The 20,149-nt window shown below is 61.8% G+C and carries 21 protein-coding genes; 9 read left to right on the top strand and 12 right to left on the bottom strand.

The window, feature by feature from the left end; genetic code table 11:
• Positions 1 to 56: 56 nt before the first annotated feature.
• The 4 genes from ACERK3_03050 to ACERK3_03035 all read right to left on the bottom strand — a co-directional run bounded on the left by ACERK3_03050 (position 57) and on the right by ACERK3_03035 (position 4,304).
• Positions 57 to 1,121: an aldo/keto reductase gene (locus tag ACERK3_03050; protein ID MFA9477267.1), complete on the bottom strand. Its 1,065-nt coding sequence runs from the start codon at positions 1,119 to 1,121 to the stop codon at positions 57 to 59.
• A gap of 179 nt (positions 1,122 to 1,300) precedes the next feature.
• Positions 1,301 to 2,695 (bottom strand): folylpolyglutamate synthase/dihydrofolate synthase family protein, encoded by a 1,395-nt coding sequence (locus ACERK3_03045; protein MFA9477266.1) that lies wholly within the window; start codon positions 2,693 to 2,695, stop codon positions 1,301 to 1,303.
• A 238-nt stretch (positions 2,696 to 2,933) separates the two neighbouring features.
• Positions 2,934 to 3,527: a 3D domain-containing protein gene (locus ACERK3_03040; GenBank protein ID MFA9477265.1), complete on the bottom strand. Its 594-nt coding sequence runs from the start codon at positions 3,525 to 3,527 to the stop codon at positions 2,934 to 2,936.
• Between the two features lie 285 nt (positions 3,528 to 3,812).
• A complete protein-coding gene (locus ACERK3_03035; protein MFA9477264.1) occupies positions 3,813 to 4,304 on the bottom strand; it encodes a hypothetical protein in 492 nt (163 codons plus the stop codon).
• 117 nt (positions 4,305 to 4,421) lie between these two features.
• Between ACERK3_03035 and ndk the strand changes: the two genes are divergently transcribed.
• Positions 4,422 to 4,874, top strand: a complete 453-nt coding sequence (gene ndk, locus ACERK3_03030) for a nucleoside-diphosphate kinase (protein MFA9477263.1) — start codon at positions 4,422 to 4,424, stop codon at positions 4,872 to 4,874.
• A 44-nt stretch (positions 4,875 to 4,918) separates the two neighbouring features.
• Here the strand turns inward: ndk and aroB are convergent, their stop codons facing one another.
• Positions 4,919 to 6,019, bottom strand: coding sequence for a 3-dehydroquinate synthase (aroB, locus tag ACERK3_03025; GenBank protein MFA9477262.1), 1,101 nt, complete (start codon positions 6,017 to 6,019; stop codon positions 4,919 to 4,921).
• Between the two features lie 70 nt (positions 6,020 to 6,089).
• On the opposite strand from aroB, the gene trmB reads away from it, so the two are divergent.
• Together trmB and ACERK3_03015 are read left to right on the top strand one after the other, a co-directional pair.
• Positions 6,090 to 6,782, top strand: a complete 693-nt coding sequence (trmB, locus tag ACERK3_03020) for a tRNA (guanosine(46)-N7)-methyltransferase TrmB (GenBank protein ID MFA9477261.1) — start codon at positions 6,090 to 6,092, stop codon at positions 6,780 to 6,782.
• Positions 6,783 to 6,885: 103 nt separating this feature from the next.
• Positions 6,886 to 7,386 carry a protease complex subunit PrcB family protein gene (locus ACERK3_03015; GenBank protein ID MFA9477260.1) on the top strand — a complete coding sequence of 167 codons (501 nt, stop codon included), beginning with the start codon at positions 6,886 to 6,888 and terminating at the stop codon, positions 7,384 to 7,386.
• Between the two features lie 91 nt (positions 7,387 to 7,477).
• Here ACERK3_03015 and ACERK3_03010 read toward each other — a convergent pair whose 3' ends face one another.
• Positions 7,478 to 8,524, bottom strand: a complete 1,047-nt coding sequence (locus ACERK3_03010) for a Gfo/Idh/MocA family protein (GenBank protein MFA9477259.1) — start codon at positions 8,522 to 8,524, stop codon at positions 7,478 to 7,480.
• 568 nt (positions 8,525 to 9,092) lie between these two features.
• Between ACERK3_03010 and mgtE the strand changes: the two genes are divergently transcribed.
• Complete coding sequence (gene mgtE / locus ACERK3_03005) at positions 9,093 to 10,508, top strand: magnesium transporter (GenBank protein MFA9477258.1); 1,416 nt, start codon at positions 9,093 to 9,095, stop codon at positions 10,506 to 10,508.
• A gap of 22 nt (positions 10,509 to 10,530) precedes the next feature.
• On the opposite strand, the gene ACERK3_03000 is transcribed toward mgtE, so the two are convergent.
• Positions 10,531 to 11,877 carry a sulfatase-like hydrolase/transferase gene (locus ACERK3_03000; protein MFA9477257.1) on the bottom strand — a complete coding sequence of 449 codons (1,347 nt, stop codon included), beginning with the start codon at positions 11,875 to 11,877 and terminating at the stop codon, positions 10,531 to 10,533.
• A 144-nt stretch (positions 11,878 to 12,021) separates the two neighbouring features.
• On the opposite strand from ACERK3_03000, the gene ACERK3_02995 reads away from it, so the two are divergent.
• The 3 genes from ACERK3_02995 (at position 12,022) to ACERK3_02985 (ending at position 14,843) form a co-directional block, all read left to right on the top strand.
• Entirely contained in the window at positions 12,022 to 12,852 is an 831-nt protein-coding gene (locus ACERK3_02995) for a YdjY domain-containing protein (GenBank protein MFA9477256.1), read from the top strand.
• 228 nt (positions 12,853 to 13,080) lie between these two features.
• Entirely contained in the window at positions 13,081 to 13,848 is a 768-nt protein-coding gene (locus ACERK3_02990) for a GDSL-type esterase/lipase family protein (protein ID MFA9477255.1), read from the top strand.
• 194 nt (positions 13,849 to 14,042) lie between these two features.
• Entirely contained in the window at positions 14,043 to 14,843 is an 801-nt protein-coding gene (locus tag ACERK3_02985; GenBank protein ID MFA9477254.1) for a prepilin-type N-terminal cleavage/methylation domain-containing protein, read from the top strand.
• 40 nt (positions 14,844 to 14,883) lie between these two features.
• Here ACERK3_02985 and ACERK3_02980 read toward each other — a convergent pair whose 3' ends face one another.
• Positions 14,884 to 15,195, bottom strand: a complete 312-nt coding sequence (locus tag ACERK3_02980) for a tetratricopeptide repeat protein (GenBank protein MFA9477253.1) — start codon at positions 15,193 to 15,195, stop codon at positions 14,884 to 14,886.
• Positions 15,196 to 15,264: 69 nt separating this feature from the next.
• On the opposite strand from ACERK3_02980, the gene ACERK3_02975 reads away from it, so the two are divergent.
• Positions 15,265 to 15,537 (top strand): hypothetical protein, encoded by a 273-nt coding sequence (locus ACERK3_02975; GenBank protein MFA9477252.1) that lies wholly within the window; start codon positions 15,265 to 15,267, stop codon positions 15,535 to 15,537.
• A gap of 5 nt (positions 15,538 to 15,542) precedes the next feature.
• Here the strand turns inward: ACERK3_02975 and ACERK3_02970 are convergent, their stop codons facing one another.
• Complete coding sequence (locus ACERK3_02970) at positions 15,543 to 16,934, bottom strand: mechanosensitive ion channel family protein (GenBank protein MFA9477251.1); 1,392 nt, start codon at positions 16,932 to 16,934, stop codon at positions 15,543 to 15,545.
• 274 nt (positions 16,935 to 17,208) lie between these two features.
• Here ACERK3_02970 and ACERK3_02965 point away from each other — a divergent pair, with 274 nt between their 5' ends.
• The gene (locus ACERK3_02965; protein MFA9477250.1) at positions 17,209 to 17,976 is read left to right on the top strand and encodes a hypothetical protein; all 768 of its coding nucleotides are present in this window, start codon (positions 17,209 to 17,211) and stop codon (positions 17,974 to 17,976) included.
• A gap of 9 nt (positions 17,977 to 17,985) precedes the next feature.
• Here the strand turns inward: ACERK3_02965 and ACERK3_02960 are convergent, their stop codons facing one another.
• From ACERK3_02960 to ACERK3_02950, 3 genes are read right to left on the bottom strand one after another with little or no spacing between them, the layout of a single operon-like run.
• Positions 17,986 to 18,831, bottom strand: coding sequence for an ABC transporter permease (locus tag ACERK3_02960; protein ID MFA9477249.1), 846 nt, complete (start codon positions 18,829 to 18,831; stop codon positions 17,986 to 17,988).
• Between the two features lie 60 nt (positions 18,832 to 18,891).
• Positions 18,892 to 19,836, bottom strand: coding sequence for an ABC transporter permease (locus ACERK3_02955; GenBank protein ID MFA9477248.1), 945 nt, complete (start codon positions 19,834 to 19,836; stop codon positions 18,892 to 18,894).
• 20 nt (positions 19,837 to 19,856) lie between these two features.
• The gene (locus tag ACERK3_02950; protein ID MFA9477247.1) at positions 19,857 to 20,048 is read right to left on the bottom strand and encodes a hypothetical protein; all 192 of its coding nucleotides are present in this window, start codon (positions 20,046 to 20,048) and stop codon (positions 19,857 to 19,859) included.
• Positions 20,049 to 20,149 lie beyond the last annotated feature (101 nt).

The raw sequence follows: 20,149 nt of genomic DNA, 5'->3' as shown, positions 1-20,149 counted from the left end.
ATGCCAAACGCATCATGGCGCCACCGCCAACAGCCCCTCCCAGCCCCTCGCTCTGGCTAAAATCGATGCACGCTCGGCCCGAACTGCGCCTCATAAAAAGGCACGATCACGCTGCCAGGCGGCGACACTTCATCAAGCTTCTGACGATCCGCGTCCGTCACCTCGACGCTCAACGCGCCAAGGTTATCTTCCAACTGCTCCATTGTGCGCGGCCCGGCGACCGGACTCGTCACGCCCGGCTGATGCATGCACCACGCCAGCCCAAGCTGGCTCACTGTGCACCCCTTCGCCTTCGCGAGTTGCTCCAGCACCTCAACCACATCAAACGCGCGATCCACACCCAGCAACGAATCGGACCGCCCATGCCCGCTGCCGTAGCGCGTATCGGCCGGCGCATCGACGCCACGTTTGTATTTGCCCGTAAGGAACCCGCCCGCCAGCGGCGACCAGGGAATCAACCCCAAGCCATACGTCTGCGCCACCGGGATCAGCTCTCGCTCGATGCGTCGGTCCAACAGGTGATAAGGCGGCTGCTCGGTCACAAAGCGATTCAATTGATGACGATCCGCCGCCCATAGCGACTCAACCACCTGCCACGCCGCGAACGTCGAACAGCCGATGTATCGAACCTTGCCCGCTCGCACGAGGTCATCCATGGCGCGCAGCGTTTCGTCGATCGCACAATCCGGATGCGGCCGATGGATCTGGTACAGGTCGATCCAGTCGGTCTGCAATCGCTTCAACGACGCGTCACACTGCTCGATAATCTGCCTGCGCGAGTTGCCCCAACGGTTCGGGTTCAGCCGGGCGCGAAGCTTCTGCGTCTCGTCGACATCGTCGCCCTTGCTGGGAACCTTGTGCATGTTGCCGTGACATTTCGTAGCGAGCACGATCCAGTCACGATGACCGTTGCGCTTTAGCGCTTCGCCCGTGACCTCTTCACTGCGGCCGTTGACATAGACGTTGGCAGTGTCAATAAAGTTGATGCCCTCATCAATCGCACGGTTGATGATCGCGTAGCTGTCCTCCGGCGACGTCTTGCCACCAAACATCATCGTGCCCAGGCAAAGCGGACTCACGCGAATGCCGGTTCGGCCGAGGTAGCGATATTCAAATTCCATGACCAATCCCTTGCTGAAAATGACACCACAGACACCAACGCCCCCTCCGATCATAACGCCTCAACCCGAACATGAAACAACCCCGACGCCTGCTAGCGTCGGGGTTGCATCGTAGCTGCTTAATTTTACCAATTGGGTAAACCCAGACGGACTCACCACCAGGACGCCAATTCAACCGCTCATCGCCGCTGTCGCTTCGACTGGGCGTCGAGGCAATACTTCCGCGCCTCGCCCGCGATGTAGAAGCTACCGCAGATCACAATCAGATCCTCTCGGCTGACTGCCCGAGCTGCCAGCCGAATCGCGTCCGGCAGGTTCGGCGCGGTCTGCGCCATCTTGCCTGACACCTCGTTGAACTTGGTCATCAGCTCGCCAGGCTCGACCGCTCGCGGATTCGATTTCGCTCGCGTGAAAATCACCTTGTCCGCCCCCAGCGCGATCTGCTGAAGCATGCCTTCAACGTCTTTGTCCTGCCCACAGCCGAAGATCATCACCAGCGAGTCGTAGCTGATGTGAGCGCCCAGCGCACGGATCAAAGCGGTGATCGACGCGGCGTTGTGTGCTCCGTCAATGATGATGCGCGGTTCAGTCCAGACCTGCTCCATACGGCCGTGCAGTTCGGTGCTCGCCAGACCGACGATGATCTTTTCTTCCGGCAGGCTGAACTCGTGGCCCTTGAGTTTGTCGAGCATCGCCAGCGCGAGGCCGCAGTTGTGCGCCTGATGCTCACCACGCAACGGCACGGGCAGGTGCTCGAACTTGCTTGTCGAAGTCGTCACGCAGACACGCGTGTGCGGCCCCAACTCGCGGTTGGCTTCGAAACGGTAGCTGAAGTCGATCTCGTTGCCGGTGAACTCCACCGTCGTACCCACTTCCTCGGCCACTTCGCGCAGCACCGCCTCAACCTCCGGCGTCTGCTCCACACTGACCGCGGGCACGTCCTTTTTGAAAATGCCAGCCTTCTCCCGAGCGATTTCCTCCAGCTTGTTGCCGAGGATGTTCGTGTGATCGAGGCTGATGCGCGTGATGCCGGTAACCAACGGGTCGACCACCGTCGTGCAGTCCAGTCGACCGCCCAGGCCGGTCTCCAGCACCGCGACGTCCACCGCCTGATCCGCGAAGTGCTTCAACGCCGCAGCGGTCATGATTTCGAAGAACGTCGGCGGCTCTTCGCCGAACTTATCCTCCACCGAAGCGATCAGCTTGAACGCCTCGGCCGCATCGTTGTACGCGATCATCTGACCGTTGACGGTGATGCGTTCACGCAGGTCAACCAGGTGCGGGCTTGTGTACAGCCCGACGCCGTAGCCGGCCTCCTGCAGCATGCGGGCAAGCATCGAGCAGGTCGACCCCTTGCCCTTCGTGCCCGCGACCTGCACACAGCGAAGCTGCTCGTGTGGGTTGCCGATCAGTTCCAGTAACTTACGCATGCGACTGAGGTTGAACGTCCGCTCGTTGTAGCGGACGATCCGCAGTCGTTCATGGTCAACATGCTCATAAAGCCAGCGCAAAGCGGTGGTGTAGTTGGTGATCGACGCGGCGGCGTCGGATCGCCCACGGGTAGCGGTTTTCAACGGCTTGCTGCTCCGGGGCCGGCTCGGCGCGGCCTTTTTGGAGACCTGCGATCGCCGGGTACTTTTCTTTTTCGGGGTGGGTGCTGACGAGGAAGGCATAGCCCATCACACTAGCATAAATGAGCCAATCCGTCAATGAGTCGATTGTTAACGGCTGATTATAATAGACTTACACCAAAACGGCCAGGTTGCGTGTCGTATAAAACATCGGCCACGCTCTCCGGCAGACCTTCGCCGATCAGTCCGCATATTCCCAGACCGTAATTTTGAGTCGCTGCACGCCCCATTGCAGGGCCCGTTCGTGGGTCGGATAAAGCACATCCAGGCGGTTGCCCTTGATCGCCCCGCCGACGTCGAGCACCTCAACGGGCTCACCGTTGTTGTAGCCAGGGATGCTGACGATACTGCCGAATGGGAGGATGGAGATGTCAGCCGCGACGAGCTTCATCCCATTGGTCCAGACGCTGTAGCCGGAGGCGGTCCAGCCGTCGGCCCACACGCCGCAGGACTGCTCGTCCGGGCTGTACGCGGTGACGGTCATGTCCATTTTCCCAGCGGGCCGCAACGGTCGGCCGTCAAAGGTCGGACCATCGTACGACGGCGCAACCTCTTCCTTTTCTTCCACTTGCGGCTCGTACAGGGCCGGTATCTCAAGCTGCGGCACAACCGCCGTCGCCGCCTGTTGCGAAGCCGAGTTCGCCGACGCGATCGGCCGCGACTCAATCGACATCAACCCCGGCGACCCGACGCGGTCTTCCGCCGCCCATAGCCCCCACGCCAGTGCCGACATACCCAGCACCGTTACAGAACCGATCAAGAAAATGCCTGGCATGCCGAAAACGGCAGGCCGCTGAGCGCGTCTCATACTGATCCCTCCGACCACACAAAAAGGAACGACTCTCTTCGAACCCCATCACAAAGGGGCTTTCGACGATCGCCGCCGTCCCTGGCGGTTAAGTAGATCGCTCGCCATCATACCCCTTGAATCGACCCCGTGCGAAAATTTTTTCGGAAAAACTAAAGTCCGACCCCCTGCCCAGCCGAGAGCGCCCGCTTGCACCCCTGGGGCAAGCTAGGCAATGTCGGTAAGTTGGCCTCACGAAGGCCGTGCCACCGTTCACTCGGCAACGCTGCCACTGGCCACGGGCTCAGCGGTCGAGGCCTCGGCGGCGGCGCGGGACTTGCGACGCCGACGTCGACGCGAGGCCGCGGCAACCCAGACCACCCGGTCGGCGGCGTGCCACGTGCCCGGGCCATAGGGCTGATGCAACGGCCGCAGGCGCACGAACGTCGCACCGTCGTCGGCGGCGATGTCGCAGATGCGGGCCGTGAGATAACCATTGAGGGTGCTGACGGTTTCGCCTCGACTGAGGGTCCGTCCCGAATAATCTTGAGTGTTTTGAATCTTTCGCATGATTTGTTGCCCTCTTTGGTGCGAATCGTAGAACCAGCCAACCCGCGTTTCTCGTATCGCTTCCGGGCGGTCACGGCGGGTTTCGTCGGTGAAATGCGCTAAGGTCAGCTTGATCATGTAGATGCTTGGATCTCGCCAACTGGCGGTTTTTACGCTTTTTCTGGCAAATTGGAACTCCCCCTTTCTGACGTCCAAGGTTGCAGCCGGCGCGGGTATCGGAGATAACACCGCCCCGGCCGTGGGTCGGAAACGGACTGAACCCTCGGGCACTGCAAACCGCCCGGCAACCCTGAACGAGAGGTAGCGATAGCGATGGTTGAGACGACGTTGATCATTCTCAAGCCGGATGCGGTGCAGCGGCAGTTGATGGGGCGCATCATCGCCCGCTTCGAAGACAAAGGCCTTCAAGTCGTCGGCGCGAAGCTGATGCGCATCACCGAGGACCTCGCCGGCAAGCATTACGCCGAGCACGAGGGCAAGCCGTTCTACGCCGGGCTGGTCAAGTTCATGACGAGCAACCCCGTGCTCGTGCTCGCCATCCGCGGCGACGAGGCGATTGAAGTTTGCCGTCGGCTGCTGGGCAAGACCAATGGCATCGAAGCCGACCCCGGCACGATCCGCGGCGACTTCGGCCTGAGCAAGGGCTACAACCTCGTCCACGGCTCGGACAGCGCCAAGTCCGCCAAACGCGAGCTCGAACTGTTCTTCACCAAGGACGAAATCCACACCTACGAACAGACCGTCGGTGCGTGGATCACCGAGTAAAACACCCTCCCACCAAATCAGAGCAACCCCCGAAGCCCACGGATTCAATCCGTGGGCTTTTCACTTAACGCCCCCCACGCGGCCGCGATCGCCTCATCCGGCGCGTCGTTCACGATGACAACCTCGCCCAACCGCGTCGGCAGCACCAGGCGAATACGCCCGTCGGCCACCTTCTTGTCCGACCGCATCAAATCGAGCAGTTTTTCCGCTGCGGGCAAGTCTTCCGCCGACGTCGGCAGACCCACCGCCTCCAGCAGCGTCACCAGTCGATCGAGCACACCCGCTCGGCAAAGCCCGCGATCAACCGCCAGCCGAGTCGCCGCCACCATGCCCAGGCTTACTGCTTCGCCGTGGTGGTATGTGCCATATTCCGTCCCCGCCTCGATCGCGTGGGCGAACGTGTGCCCGAAGTTCAGGTGCGCCCGCACGCCGGCCTCCTTCTCATCTTCCATCACCACCGCCGCCTTGATCGCCACGTTCCGTTCGACCAGGGTTGTCATCGTGTCGCTGTCGAGTTTGAGGATGTCGTCACGGCGGTCTTCCAGCCAGTCGAACAGGGCCTCGTCACGAATCACCGCATGTTTCACGCACTCGGCGAGCCCACAGCGCAGCTCCCGCTCCGGCAGCGTGCGCAGCGTGTCGGGGTCAATCACCACCAGCGTCGGCTGATGAAATGCACCGATGAGGTTTTTACCTTGCGGCACATTCACGCCGACCTTGCCGCCGACCGACGCGTCGACCATGGCCAGCAGCGTCGTGGGGCATTGCACCAGCGGCACACCGCGCAGATATGTCGCCGCGACGAAGCCGGCGGTATCGCCCGTGATCCCGCCGCCTAGCGCGACGACCGGGCTCTTGCGTTCGAGCCTGGCGTTGAGCAGCACTTCGTAGAGGCCGCGAACCGTGCCGAGCGTCTTATGTTTTTCGCCGGTCGGCATGTTGGCGACCTGCGTGTCATAGTCAGCCGCCGAGAGCGAGCGGGCGGCGACCCGGCCGTGGCTGCTGGCGATCTGCTCATCGACAACTAGGGCTGCGCGATCGTGCGGCGATGCCTCGCGGACGAGCAAGCCGAGGCGAACGAGCGAGCCCGGCTCGATGCGGACTTCGTAACGGTGATGCGGGAGTGTGACGTTGACGGTAGCCATGGCGGGAGGATAGCAAAAGCGCTTGCCGCGGGCGGGCCAAACTCGGGTTCCGTCGCTACACTCTTCGGCTATGAGTGCATCGCTTTCATCACATGGCCGATCGCTTGACGTCGGCCGATTCGGCATCGACCGCGACAGCCTGCCCGCCTGGGACGCGGGCCCGATCGACCTGAGCGCCTGGTTCGCCGACGACGACCGGGCCGACCACCCCCTCGACCTGGAGATCGGCTCGGGCAAAGGCACGTTCCTCGTCCAGCAGGCCGTGCAGACGCCGAACATCAACTACGTTGGGCTCGAATATGCCCGCGCCTTCTGGCGGCACGCCGCCGACCGCGTTCGTCGCAACAACATCACAAACGTTCGGCTGGTGCACACCGAGGCCGGCGCGTTCGTGCGGAACCTCATCGCCGACCGCTCGATCCGCCAGGTGCACATTTACTTCCCCGACCCCTGGCCGAAGAAACGCCACAACAAACGCCGACTCGTGCAGGCCCCCTTCCTGCTGGAGTTGCACCGCATCCTCGCCGACCCGCGTGCCGACGACACCGAAGCGGGGCAGGTGAGGCTGGCGACCGATCACGCCGACTACTTCGAATGGATGGAGGAGCACGCGGCGAAGGTTGCCGATCACTTCGACCGCCTGCCCTTTGAGCGTCCCGCCTCCGCGGGCGAAGGCGAACTGGTGGGCACGAATTTCGAACGCAAATATCGTGAAGAGGGACGCCAGTTCCAAGGCATGATCCTGCGAAAAAAGGTGCTTTGAGCCCGCCCGGCGGAGAGTGAAACTGACCTTGGCCGCAGTTTGCGTTATATTGCCCACTGTCAATCGACCACCACCTTGCCCGTGCCAACATTGGAGATTTCACATGCTCAACCGTTTCGCTTCAATCGGACTGCCCCTGCTGATGCTCGCCTTGATGGTCGGCTGCGGCGGGAACAACGACCGCACCGACATCCCCGGCGGTGAGGCCTTCCAAGGCGCCCGGGCCGTGCCCGTGGTTGAGCAAGTGCATGGCAATGACTCGGCACTTGACGAACCAACCATCAGACTGATTCAGGATCGCAACGCGCTCGACGAACTCGGCGTTGAAGAACTCAGCAACCTCGAAGTCAACTTCTCCGAGTACGACGTCATCGTCTTCGCCCTCGGCGAACAGCCCTCCGGCGGCTACTGGGCCCACATCAGCGGCGTCCAGCAGGTCGGCGAAGTGCTCTACGTCCAAGGCACGGCCAACCAGCCCGGCGAAGATCAGGCCGCCACGCAAGCGCTCACCTACCCCTTCGCCGCCGTCGTGATCCCCAAGACCGACGCGGCCACAACCCTCAGCGACATCGACTCGGTCCGCGGCGAATCCCGGCCGGAGTAAACCGCCCTACCGTCGCACTGACGATTCCAATCAAAAAGCCCCTCCCGTCATCGACGGCGAGGGGCTTTTCATGTTTCACATTCAAGCCGCGTCAGACCAGATCGGTAGGCGCGATGGCCTGGTCCGTGTCGTGCGAACGGTGCAGCGCTTCGACCTTGGCCATATAACGCAAGCCTTCGTGAAAGTCCGGGCTGACCTGCCACGACTCGCCCTGCCGGGTGGCGTGCACGGCGTCAAGAAAATCACGCTCTGCCCGCCACGGCCGCTGAAGCTCGGCAGGCACGTCGACAGGCGCAAGCGGTTGGCCGAGGGGGGCGAACTGGATCGACTTCATGGCGTCGACGCGCAGCGTACCCTTTGAGCCGTAGATGCTGACGAAGTTCATGTTCTCGTGTGGCGAGAGGCCGGAGTGGTGCTCGCTGATGGCGGCGCCGTTGGTCAGTCGGCCGTGGATGAGCACGGACTGGGGGATCTGAATGTCATACGTCTGGCCGGCCGCGTCGCGTTTGGTGGCGATCGGCGTGGCAAGACGGGCGTGCAACGAGGCGTACTCGCCCACCCACGCGTGCAGCGTTTCAGCCCAGATGCCGACCTGAAGCATCTGGCGGCCGGACAACTCCACACGTTCACGCCATGACAAGTCACCAAGGTTCGCACCACTAACCGAAACCAGCCGAACCTCGCGCAGCTCACCCAATTCGCCGCGGTCGATCACCTGCCGAACGTAAGGCTCCCACGGCATGCGGTGCGGCGGCGGGCAAAGCATCGCCACCTGGCCGGCATGACGCTCGGCCGCCTGGACCATCGCCTTCGCCTCGGCCAGGTCCATCGCCATCCGCGACTGGCAGAACACATGCTTGCCCGCTTCCAGTGCCGCTATTGACATCGCCTTATGCGTGCAAGGCCACGTCCCGATAAACACGGCGTCAATATCATCGCGTTCGATCAGTCGCTGCCAGTCAGTTTCAATGTCGGGGATGTCATATTCCTCCGCCACCTGTCGCGAACTGGCTTCGCTGCGATTGCACACCACCCGCACCGCCGCGTCGTCCATTTCGCGCAAGCGAGGCAGGTGTTGGCTGCGTGCAATGCCGCCGGCACCGATGAAACCGATTCCGATCGTCTTCTTGTCGCTCATGGGTCCACTTTCTTAAGTGCAAATGGTCCACTTGAAAGATCTGACTTCAGTCCCCCTGACACAGTGAGATGGTAGATGAAAAATTACTGGAGGTGGCGATCACCCCTTGCGATCGCGGAAAGCTTAGTTACCATTATGCTTGTTGAACCTCTTTTGCCCCCGGAAGGGCTCGGTGTGGGCTAGTCCCATACCGGGCCTCTTTTTTTGGCTTCATCTGTTGCTTGTACCTGTCTTGATCAATCACCGTGCAGACGGTAACTTAAAAATCGGCAGGAGTAGCGTTGCTCCGGCCATCGTCCTGCTACGCGTCAGCATTGCAAGCCATCGGCTGCCTGTTGATGAAGCGTGTTGCTGAGATGAATGTAAACGGCAATCAAACCCCCGCACTCCTGCTCTATGTTGAGCCGGAGGATCCGGACGGCAGTTGTTCGGTTGAGGTGTCCACGACATCTCAACCGCCCCGATGGGGAGCCCGCCCACGTGCAGAGCGGTCGCTGATGTGAGCGGCCGCCCGACTCGCTGGTTGCCTCCCTCGCCCGGCCAAGGGTTTAGAGAAAGGAAGGCAACCGTGCCCGACTCCCCAACCTTGGAAAATGTGCGAGCCTGGCTGGAGCAGGGTGACGAGGCGGCCATTCGTCAACTGGCCGAGGAAGCACACCCGCATACCATCGCCGAACTGGTGGCTGACCTGGAAGACGAGCAGGTCTGGTCGCTGCTGCAAAAGATGCCCCCGACCGAGGCGGGCCAGGTGTATTCGCATCTCGATCTGGAACGGCAGGCGAGTCTCGCGGAGCAATTCGACGACCGCGAGGTGGCGACGCTGCTGGAACAGGTCGCGCCGGACGACCGCACGGACGTCATTCAGGAACTCGACCCGGCGCAGCAGGAAAGCATCCTCGCGGAGATGGCTGGTCCCGAGCGTGAGGAGATCGAACGGCTAGACCAGTACGCCGAGCACACCGCCGGCTCAGTGATGAGCACGGACGTCGTCTCGCTCAAGGCGGACCTCACCGTGCAAGGCGCGCTCGAACAGCTTCGCCGACAGGCTGGTGAGAAAGAGACGATTTTTTACAACTACATCGTCGACGACGCACATCGCCTGGTTGGCATTGTCTCGCTGAAGGATCTGGTCATCAGTCCGCCCGAGGCGAAACTGATCGACCTGATGGACACTTCGCCGATCACCATCTCGGCCGAGGACGACCAGGCCGACGCCGCCCGGCTGATTCAGCAGTACGACCTGCTCGCCCTGCCGGTGGTCGACCGCGACAATCGACTGGTGGGCATCGTCACCGTTGACGACGTGCTCGACGTGCAGCAGGAAGAAGCCACGGAAGACTTCCACAAGCTCGGCGGTGTCGTCTCGCTCACGCAGCCTTACCTGAGCACGACCATTCCGACGCTGGTGTCCAAACGCGTCGGCTGGCTGGCGATCCTCTTCGGGGCAGGCCTGTTGACCGTGGGCGCAATGGGGGCGTTCGAAGAGCAGATCGAGCAACTGCCGCTGCTGGCGGTGTTCGTGCCGCTGATCATCGCCACCGGAGGCAACAGCGGCTTCCAGGCAGCGACAATCATGACACGCGCCATCGCGTTACAGGAAGTCGAGCCGCGCCACTTCGGCCGTGTGTTCGGACGCGAGATGTTCGGCGGCCTGCTGCTGGGCCTGATCCTCGCGGTGATCGCCTTCATCATGGCGACGATCGTCGGCATGTGGATCTACTCAGGCGACGTGCAACTGCTTTCACGCTCGGCAAATGTTGGGGTGGCGGTGAGCATGTCGGTGATTGCAGTGGTGTTGTTCGGCAACATGGTCGGATCGGTGCTGCCGTTCCTCCTGCTGAAACTTGGGCTCGACCCGGCGACAGGCTCGACGCCGTTCGTCGCAACCGTCGTCGACGTTGCGGGCCTGCTGCTGTATTTCACCATCGCGACATGGTGGCTGTCAGACCAGTTCCGTGAAACCGCCGCGAGCGTGGGGCTGTAGCCGACACTTCGAAACCGCCGCGCTACCCTGTCGCGCAGCGTAGTGGTAGCAGCACGTCGGCCAGGCGCAGCCGAAGTGGGTCCAGCAACTTGGCTGCATCGGGACGATCGACAAGGTTGTGCTTTTCGTTCGGATCGTTGAACAGGTCGTAGAGGCCGAGGCAGGCGCGGTTGGCACGGTTGAACACGGCCTTGAATCGCTCGGTTTCGAGCATCAGCCGATCGTGAAACTCACTGAGGTTGGCCAGTTGGTCGCCGGCGGGCATCGTCTGGCCGCGAAGCATGGGCACGAGCGATCGGCCGATGCGACAAGGCGGCAGGTCGGTGCAAGCAAGGGCGGCGACGGTGGGCGCAACGTCAATGGTGCTCACCAAACCGTCGACGGACACCTGGTTGAGTTCGTGGTTTCTGTTGGTCGGAGGCACGAGCAGCAAGGGCACTTCGACGGCGGGCGAGAGGAAAGATTGAGCGCCGATGAGGCCATGCTCGCCGAGCAGATGGCCGTGGTCGGCGGTGGCGAGCGTCCAAGTGCGGCCGGCGTCAGTACGCGCGTGCAGTGCTTTGCGTAACTGAGCGACAGTGTAGTCGAGCAGGCTGACGCGTCCGAGGTAGTCAGCGCGAAGGCGACCGATCGCCGTTGGTTCGAGGCGTTGCAGCATCGAGCGCGGATAGCTCGGCTCGCCCAGCGCGTCGAGCGTGCGCAGATCGACTGGCACGAACGGCGACTTCACCGCAGCAGCACTGACCACATCGGCGTACAACGGCGGCGGCGGCAAGTCGTTGCCAGGCCCAGTGAACACGACGATCAGCGCCCACGGGCGATCGTCGGGCATGCGTTCGAGCATCAGCGCCGCTTGCTGGCCGATAAACCCGTCGACGTCTTCCTCAGGCTCAAGCAACAGTCGGTGTGGATCGAACGGCCCGCTGCGAAGCCGACGGCGGCGCTGGTCGCTGAGTGCATCGGTCAACCCGCGGCCGCGAGCCATAGTCCAATAGGCGCAATGCGCCGGCTCGACCACGGCAACATTTTCCACCAGCACGGACTCGTCGAGCGCCGAGCGGATCGGCCCGACATGGCCCACGCCCGCAACGTGGTAGTTCGCTTCGGTAAGCCAGTGAGCAAAGCTGTGCGACGCCTGCTCGCGGGCTGCGTTAGCGGTGCTGTCATACTGCCGGGCATGCAGACCGGTGAGCAGGCTGGCCATGCCGCCTTGCGCCTGCGGACACGCCGAGCCGGCCACGACGCGCAGGCCCCCTTCCGCCAATTGTTCGAGGTGCGGCGTCCGCAGCGGCCAGGCCTTGGTGTCACCGATCACATCTGCTCGCAAACCATGGGCGAACAACAGCAGCAGGTTCCGGTCAACGCGCATACCTTCTTTTCATCGGCGAAATCACGAGGCGAATCGAGTCGTGTTTGCCCCCTTGCCTTGTGGCTGCCGTACAATGAGACGGTCGCGTCGCCATTGCTCATAACGCCTCTGGCGACGATCGTTCCGGTTATTTGGAGTAGGTCAATGAGGCGACGACAAAGCTGGATCATCACGCTCACGATGCTCATCATGTCAGCACCGCTCACCGCCAGTTGGGCAGAGCAAGCAGACGATGACGACGCGCCGCTTCCCCCGCCGCCGCTGGCGTCGCTTGAGGAAGCGCTGCCTGGCGTGACGGTGGATCTTGAAACCCGGCAGCTCGAACTCGAGGCCGTCGTCGTGCTGCGTGATGGCGACTGGCTGGAACTGCTGGTCTGCTCGCCGCAGACACGCGAGCATGAATCGATCCTTACCGTCGAAGCAAGGCCGAGCCACATTCACCTTGCCCTGCTGCTGCTGGGTTATCAGCCCGGCTCACCGATGCAATGGGAACAAACCGACGACGGCTACCTCACCCGCCCACCGCAAGGCGAGTTGCTGAGCATCTACATCGCCTACGAAGATGACGACGGCGAAGAAGTAGAAGTACCCGCCACCGACTGGATACGTCACGAGCCCACCGGCGAAACGATGGCGGGCAACGTCTGGCTTTTCGCCGGCTCGGTGTTCGAACGAATCCATGAGCAGAACCTTTACGTCGCCGACCTGAATGGCACGATCGTCTCACTGGTGAACTTCGGCGACGACCTGATCGCCCGGCCCACGCAGGTCACCGACCAAACCGACGAGCAGCGGTGGAACACCTATACCGAGCGCATCCCCGAAACGGGCACATCCGTGAAGCTGCGCATCCGTCCCTACGACGGCGATGCCGACGACGTCGCTGACCTCGTTGACGCCGAGCAGGAACTGCTGCACGAAACCCCGCCGCCGCCCGGCACGCCACACGATGCGCCGCCGGAGGTGGATGAGTGAATGATTGAATCCGTCGCCCCACGGATGCACGATCGCGTCATTTCACCACACGATAGTCGGCTGATCGACGTTGCCGCCCGGCGGATATCCGGACACACCGGCTTCGCATTCCGCACATCTCCCACGGCCGACCCATGAGATCCACCGAGAAATCACGACACTCGATGAGAATAATCGAGTAACCAGACGAACGGCCAACGGATGGAGGTGGAGAAAGGCGCCCGGCCGATGAAGAAACTGCTTGTCGCAACGGTGATAGCGTGCGCGATGCTCGCGGCATTCGGCTATGGCGTCAGCGTGGGCAGACATGAGGCGTTTCCTTTTCAACTGCTGCGTGACATCAAGCAGATGGCCTTTCCGCCACCGCTACCACATGAAAACTGGGGCCCCAGCTACAAACGGCGACTCTCGCATCTTCGCTCCCTGCCGGAATCGCCCGTTGTCGTGATGATTGGTGATTCAATCACGCGCGAGGGTGAATGGCGGGAGATGCTGCCGGAGATTCCCGTCGCCAACCGCGGCATCGGCGGCGACACGACGCAAGGCGTTCTGGATCGATTGAACGACTCCCTCGACACCTCGCCCGAATGGGTGTTCGTGATGATCGGCATCAACGATCTTGATCACGGCATTCCAGTCAGCACCGTTGTCGCAAACATCCAGACGATCCTGTCCACCATTCAAGCCAGCGGCGCGGCGCCGGTGTTTCAAAGCACGCTTCATGTGGGACCGGTTCGGCCGCCGAGCACTAACGAGAAAATCGCACAGATCAACGATGCGGTCCGCCAGTTCTGTCAGCAGTCGGGCATTGCGTTTATCGACCTGAACGCCAGCCTCGCGCCGAATGGTTCACTGGAACTGCCCTACACCATCGATGGCGTGCACCTGACCGGGGAGGGTTACACGATCTGGGCGGAGGAGGTGCGACGACATATCGGCCCCATGCCCCCTGAAGCGCGGACCGGCGTTTGCCATGACGGGTCGATAACCCGGTAAAACAGGACCGGCCATGCCTGCCCGCCACGTCGCCGGCCGCTTGAAGCACCGGCCCGTCAGTCGGCTGCCGTAACAAAAATATTTCTCACATGCTGATTTTCATTGGCCTCCCGCCAAACGTGGTGTATTTTCGTACGTGGGCGAATTGAAGCCTGCATTTCAGATTTCGTATCACAGCCTCAGGGGGGCCGAACATGAAGCGTACTAACAACTATCGCGTACATCGCGGGATGACGATCATTGAATTGCTCGTTGTGCTCGCCATCATTCTCATCCTGATCGGCATCGCGATGCCGGTTTTGTCACGTGCTCGAGCCACTGCGCAGCGAGTGGTGTGTATGGGGAATCTGCGACAGATCACGACGCTGACGCAGATGTACTGCGACGAAAACAACGGCCGATTCCCTCGGTTCTTCTACAACCACTTTACGGATTCGGACAAAATCCCCGACCATGTCACCGGGCCCCCGGGCAAAATCCTCGTGCTCGTCAGGCCACCGTTCGCTCGGACCGAAGGCTGGAGCATGTTCTTACGCGACATTCTGCCCTGCCCCACCGACAGGTCCGGCGGCACCGTGCCGGTGATGGGGCCAAACGGCGAACTCGATGATGAAACCCTCCTCAGCTACACCTACAACATCGACCTCATGCTTCGCGGCGTGCGGTTCGACTCGATCTTCACGCCGAGCCATACCGCAACCTTCTTTGAAAGCGAAGGGCAAAACGGAGGTGGCGAAGGGAAGTTCCAAGGCGCTTTCGACGACTCGCACGACTACGCCGCGAACGCCTTCGTTCGCCGGCACATGAACGAGGGCAACGTCGCATTCGCCGACGGTCACGTCGCCACCCATTTCGAACTCACGGATCGCATGGTCACCGGCGGCATGGGCTCACCGATCAGTGGGCCCGGCAAACCCGGTGGCGGACCGCCCCACGGTGGTGGGCCGCCCCACGGTGGCGGACCTCCGCATGGTGGTGGGCCACCGCCGCGCTAGCGTTTACGTATGACAATTCGATTCTTCCGGGAATCAGAACCTACTCAATTGAAGCCAGCAATTCGCTGATCTCACTTGCAGCATGGGCGTCGCCGGCTTGCTGAGCCTGCTGAACGCCTTCGCGCAACGCGGCTTTCGCTTCTTCATCCCGGCCAACCTCAGAGAGGAGTCGCCCCTTCTGGAAGTAGGCGTAGCAGTATTGCGCATCGATCGTGAGCGTCTGATCGAGCCAACGAAGCGCTTCGTCGGTTTCGCCCTGCTTGGCATGCTCCAGCGCGATGCCGTAGGAGACGAACGGATCTTTGGGGTCAACGTCGTAAAGCTTGCGCAGTTGGGTAAGGCGGTCGGTCATACGCAGCATCGTAACATCCCGAGACTACAATGCACGATAGCCCACAAACCTCTGTTTAAGGAGCAAGCGATGCGACATGCAGCCGGTGTGATGTTGCTGGTAGTGATAGGGATGTTGGGTACGTGGTACGCCACTGCGAATGCGGACGAGGCGGCAGATGCTCCCAGGTGGGCGTATAAGGTGGTGGCATTTCACCATGTGCTCGATGAAGATTTTTCATTCCGCGGACGGGATGAAGAGTATCAGCAGCTTGAAGAACACCTGTCCCGCCTCGGCGAAGAAGGCTGGGAACTGGTCACGACGGACGAGACCATGTTGATCTTCAAACGGCCGCTGCGATGAGGCGCTCACACGCCGTTGCCCTGGGTCGCGTCGGCGGCGATGGCGGCGCGGCGCCGCGTGGGTCGCAGCTGGCGAAGATCGTGGCCGGTCGGTTCCTGGAACACGCGCAAGCCGAATTCATAGGCGATTGCGAGGATGTGATCGAAGATGTCGGACTGCGCTCCCTCGTAGACGACGAAGCGGGTGTCTTTGATATAGACGAACAGCTCGATGGGCAGGCCATGCGGTCCCGGGTCGAGCTGACGGACGAGCATGGTCATGTCCTGATTGACCAGCGGGTGGTTGCGAAGATACTCGCAGATATAAGCGCGGAACGTGCCAACATTGGTCAGGTGTCGCGCGTTGGCAATGACGTCCGCATGATCTTCCGGACAGTGCGTCTGGTTGTACGTGTCGAGCTCTTGAGTCTTTTGTTTGATGTAATCCTTGAGCAACAGGAATCGGCTGAACTTGCGGATTTCATCTTCCGTGAGGAAGCGGATGGTGGTCATGTCAACGTAGACGGGGCGTTTGATACGTCGGCCGCCGGCTTCAAACATGCCGCGCCAGTTCTTGAACGAGTGTTCCAGAAACTTGTGCGTGGGGATCGAAGTGATGGTCTTATCCCAGTTGCGGACACGGACGACATTGAGCTGGATGTCGAGCACGTCGCCGTCGGCATCGAACTGGGGCATCTCGATCCAGTCGCCGACGCGGACGAGGTCGTTGTTGACCAGTTGGATGCCCGCGACGAACGAGAGCAGCGTGTCACGGAAGATGAGCATGATGATGGCGCTCATCGCGCCGAGGCCGGTCAGGAAGATCAGCGGCGATTCGTTCATGAGCGCCGCGACGATGAGGATGCCGGCGGCGATGTAGAGCACGACCTTGACGACCTGGAGGTAGCCCTTGATCGGTCGGCCGTTGGAGATGGGGTATCGGCTGTAGATGACGTTGATGGTCGTCAGCACGCCGGCGAAGGCGCGAGCGATCAGCAGTACGATGATCGCCAACGTCAAGCGCTGGACGAAGCCAACCACCTCAGCAGACAGGTGGGGCACGAACGCCACCCCGCTGTGAATGATGATGATCGGTACGAGCGGGACCAGTCGGTGGAACACTTTCTGATCGCGGACGACGCCGGCCCACCAGTTCGGCACCCGCCCCATCAGCAGCCCGATGAGCGTTATAACGTACCGCCGAACGATCAGATGCACCGCCCACGCGAGAAACACGACCACTGTGATGACGATCAGGCTCTGCGCCCAGGGGTAGTCTGCCAACCATGCGACGGAAGACTCCGTCAGCTGTCCAATCGCCTCGTGGAGTTCTTCCTGCCGCGACGCGACGCCGACCTCGTCAGCCGCATTCGTCGCGTCGGGCTGAGCCGTTTGATCGGCCGTATTGGTGTCACTCATGGGTCGGCTCCGGCGTATCGGTCGCGGGCCATGATACGGAGTGGCCCGGGCATGTGGAAATACCGCCGGGGGCCGGGGGCACGTGGGATGAGCATTACCGCAACAAATCTGGAACGACCTTCCCGAATTGTTAAACTAGCCTCTGTCGGCAGCAGGCTAGCCTGCTGGAGTCGAGATGGCGATTCACGTTCGGAGTGTCATTGCCGGGGTTTAGAGGGGTCCGCCCGTGCCATGCGTCCGTTTGCCAAGACTGATCCATTATTGTTGCGTGCTCATGTTGCTCATCGCGCCGGGGTCGGCCCAGGCCGCGTGGCTGAGCGAAGTCTTCCTCGGCGGCCAGAGCGGGCTCGACATGCCCAATGCCATTGAAATCAGCGGATTGCACGGCCTGAGCAAGGTCGAAATGGTCATCATGGACGCCGGCAGTACCGACCGCTTGGGCAATGTGCTCCAGGTGGTCCGCTTTACGGCGACCCAACCGGTACACGTGATCGGGGACGGCGATTGGCCAAGCGTGAAATGGGCCGATGTGGTGATCGATCCAGCGAGCGACGTGACGCTCGATCTGGGCCAGCTGACGAACGGCAAACACACGCAGCTGAACATTGCCGGACCACGTCGTATCCATGTCTACGAAGGCTGGACCGAGTTGCCTCAGATAGGTGGTAACCCGCTGAATCCGGACTATGGCTCGGTTCAGATCGGCGATGCGATTTTGCGCGACGCGATGACGCTGGCGGCGAACGGGCAGGCGGCGACACCTGATGAGGAACATCCGGTGGTGGATACGAATGATGGTTGGGTGCTCGTTCGGCCGGAGGGGTTTGACGCGAAGCCAACGGCGAAGCAGTGGCTTGTCGGCTCGCCGGATGCGGAAGGCATCTTGCAATCCGCCTACGGGAAGGTGAAGGTGACGCCGGGACGGGAGAATCCGCACTTCGACAACATCGCCGTGCCCGCACCGCAGGGGATCGCTGTGATGCTGATCGGTCTGGGCGTATTGAGCATGCGACGCCAATCGACTCGCCGTCGATGTACTTAAGCGGCCTGTTCAACGGGCGCGGGTGTGGCGGGGGTCAAGGGCGTCGCGCAGGCCGTCTCCGAGCAGATTGAAACTCAACACCGTCAATGTAATAGCGACACCGGGGAACACAGCCACCCACCATGCGTCGGGCATCAGGTCCCGGCCCTGAAGCAGCATTCGTCCCCACGAAGGCTTGCCCTGTTCGACACCGAGGCCGAGAAAGCTCAGCGCCGCCTCGGCGAGGATGGCGAACGCGAGCGAGAGCGTCACCTGTACTGTCAGCGGTGCGAGGATATTGGGGGTGATGTGGCGAAGGATGATGCGCGTGTGACTCGTGCCCAAGGCGATGGCGGCTTCGACAAAGGGTTGGCCCTTGACGGAGAGCACGGCCCCCCGTGCGATGCGGGCGAAGATCGGCGTGTAGACGATCGCAATGGCGAGGGTGAGGTTCGCCTGCGTGCCTTCGCCGCCGCCGAGCACGGCAACGATGACCAGCGCGAGGACGATGTCGGGGAAGGCGAACATCGTGTCGATGATGCGTGAGAGTATTTCATCGAGCCACCCGCCGAAGTAGCCGGCGAGCAGGCCCAGCAGCATACCTGCAAGCAGCGCGGCGCTGACGGAGATGCCCGCGACCTGGAGGGAGATGCGTGCCCCGTAAATAATACGGCTGAGGATATCGCGGCCGAGGTTGTCCGTGCCGAGCCAGTGCTGGGCGTTGGGTGCGGCGCGGATGGCTTCGTAGTTGGCATCATCGGGCCCGTACGGTGCGATCAGCGGGGCAGCGAGGGCAAGCACTACCACGATCGCCAGCAGCGCAGCCGCAACGGCAGCGGCTTTGTTGGCGAACAGGTTGGTGAGGAAGGTGAACATGGGTGTTGTGCTGCAAAGCCCACGGATGGCCATCCGTGGGCTTTATCGGGGCGTGTATGGTCAGGTTTTTCTCATGCGTGGGTCGACGAGGCCGTAGACAAGATCGACCACGAGGTTGATGGTGATGAACACAGCGGCAATGAACAGGACGACCGCCTGAAGCAGGAAATAGTCGCGGTTGGTTGCGGCGTTGAACACCAGCCACCCGACGCCGCGCAAGCCGAAGACCTGCTCGATGACCACTGAGCCGCCGAGCAGGTAGCCGGTCTGGATGCCGGTGATGGTGAGGATGGGGATCAGCGCGTTTCGCAGCGCGTGTCGGGTCACGACGATGTTGGGGGCGAGGCCCTTGGCTTTGGCGGTGCGGACATAATCCTGATTGAGCACTTCGAGCATGGACGAGCGGGTCATCCGCATAACGACAGCGGCCACGGCAGTGCCCAGCGCGAGGGTGGGCAAAATCATGGCTTGCAGGTTGCCCAGTGGGTCTTCAGTAAAGCGGGGCACACCGGCGGAGGGCATGATGCGCAGGTAGAAGGCGAAGATGAGGATGAGCATCGCGCCGAGCCAGAAATTAGGGATGGACACGCCGAGCACCCCGAAGCCCGAGCAGAGGTAGTCGAGCAGCTTGCCTCGCCGGATCGCGGCGAGGATGCCAAGCGGGATGCCGACGATTAGTGCGAAAGCCAGCGCCATCAGCGCCAGTTGCAGCGTGATCGGCAAGGCGTCGGCGATGCTGCGCGTGACCGGCTCGCGGGTGTACCAGGAATAGCCGAGATCGCCTTGCACGGCTTCGCGAAGCCAGACGCCGAACTGGACCGGGAGCGATTGGTCGAGACGATACTGTTCGAGGATTCGCTGACGTTCGGCGTCGGTGGGAAACTGGCCGAGGATCGCATCCGCCGGGTCGCCTGGCACGACGCGAACAAGTATGAACAGCACGACGGCGACGCCGAAGAGCGTGAACAGTGAGATCGCGAGTTTGCGTACGGTAAAGGCGAGCATGTCAATCGCAGCTACCGATGCTAATGGTTCTGGAGATCGTTTGCGAACAGGATATCCAGCAGTCGCGTGCAGTAGCCGATGCTGGTCAACGGCATACGATGCTTCGCTGGCAGCAGCGCAGCGCCGCGACAGGCGGCCGTAAGCAGGACGACGTCGGCCTGCGAAGTGTGGCCAACGTCGGCGGTGGGTGTGCTGTTGAGCGTGCAATACATGCGATTGATCCGCGCTTTCCTACCACGGGCACACGACTGAAAGCCATGAGCCTCATGGGGTTTATTGCAGGTTTGACGTGTATGGTATCGCGCGAACCCAT

The sequence above is a fragment of the Phycisphaerales bacterium AB-hyl4 genome, from assembly GCA_041821185.1.
Lineage (GTDB): Bacteria > Planctomycetota > Phycisphaerae > Phycisphaerales > Phycisphaeraceae > Natronomicrosphaera > Natronomicrosphaera hydrolytica.
This window is presented reverse-complemented; position numbering and strand designations above follow the sequence as displayed.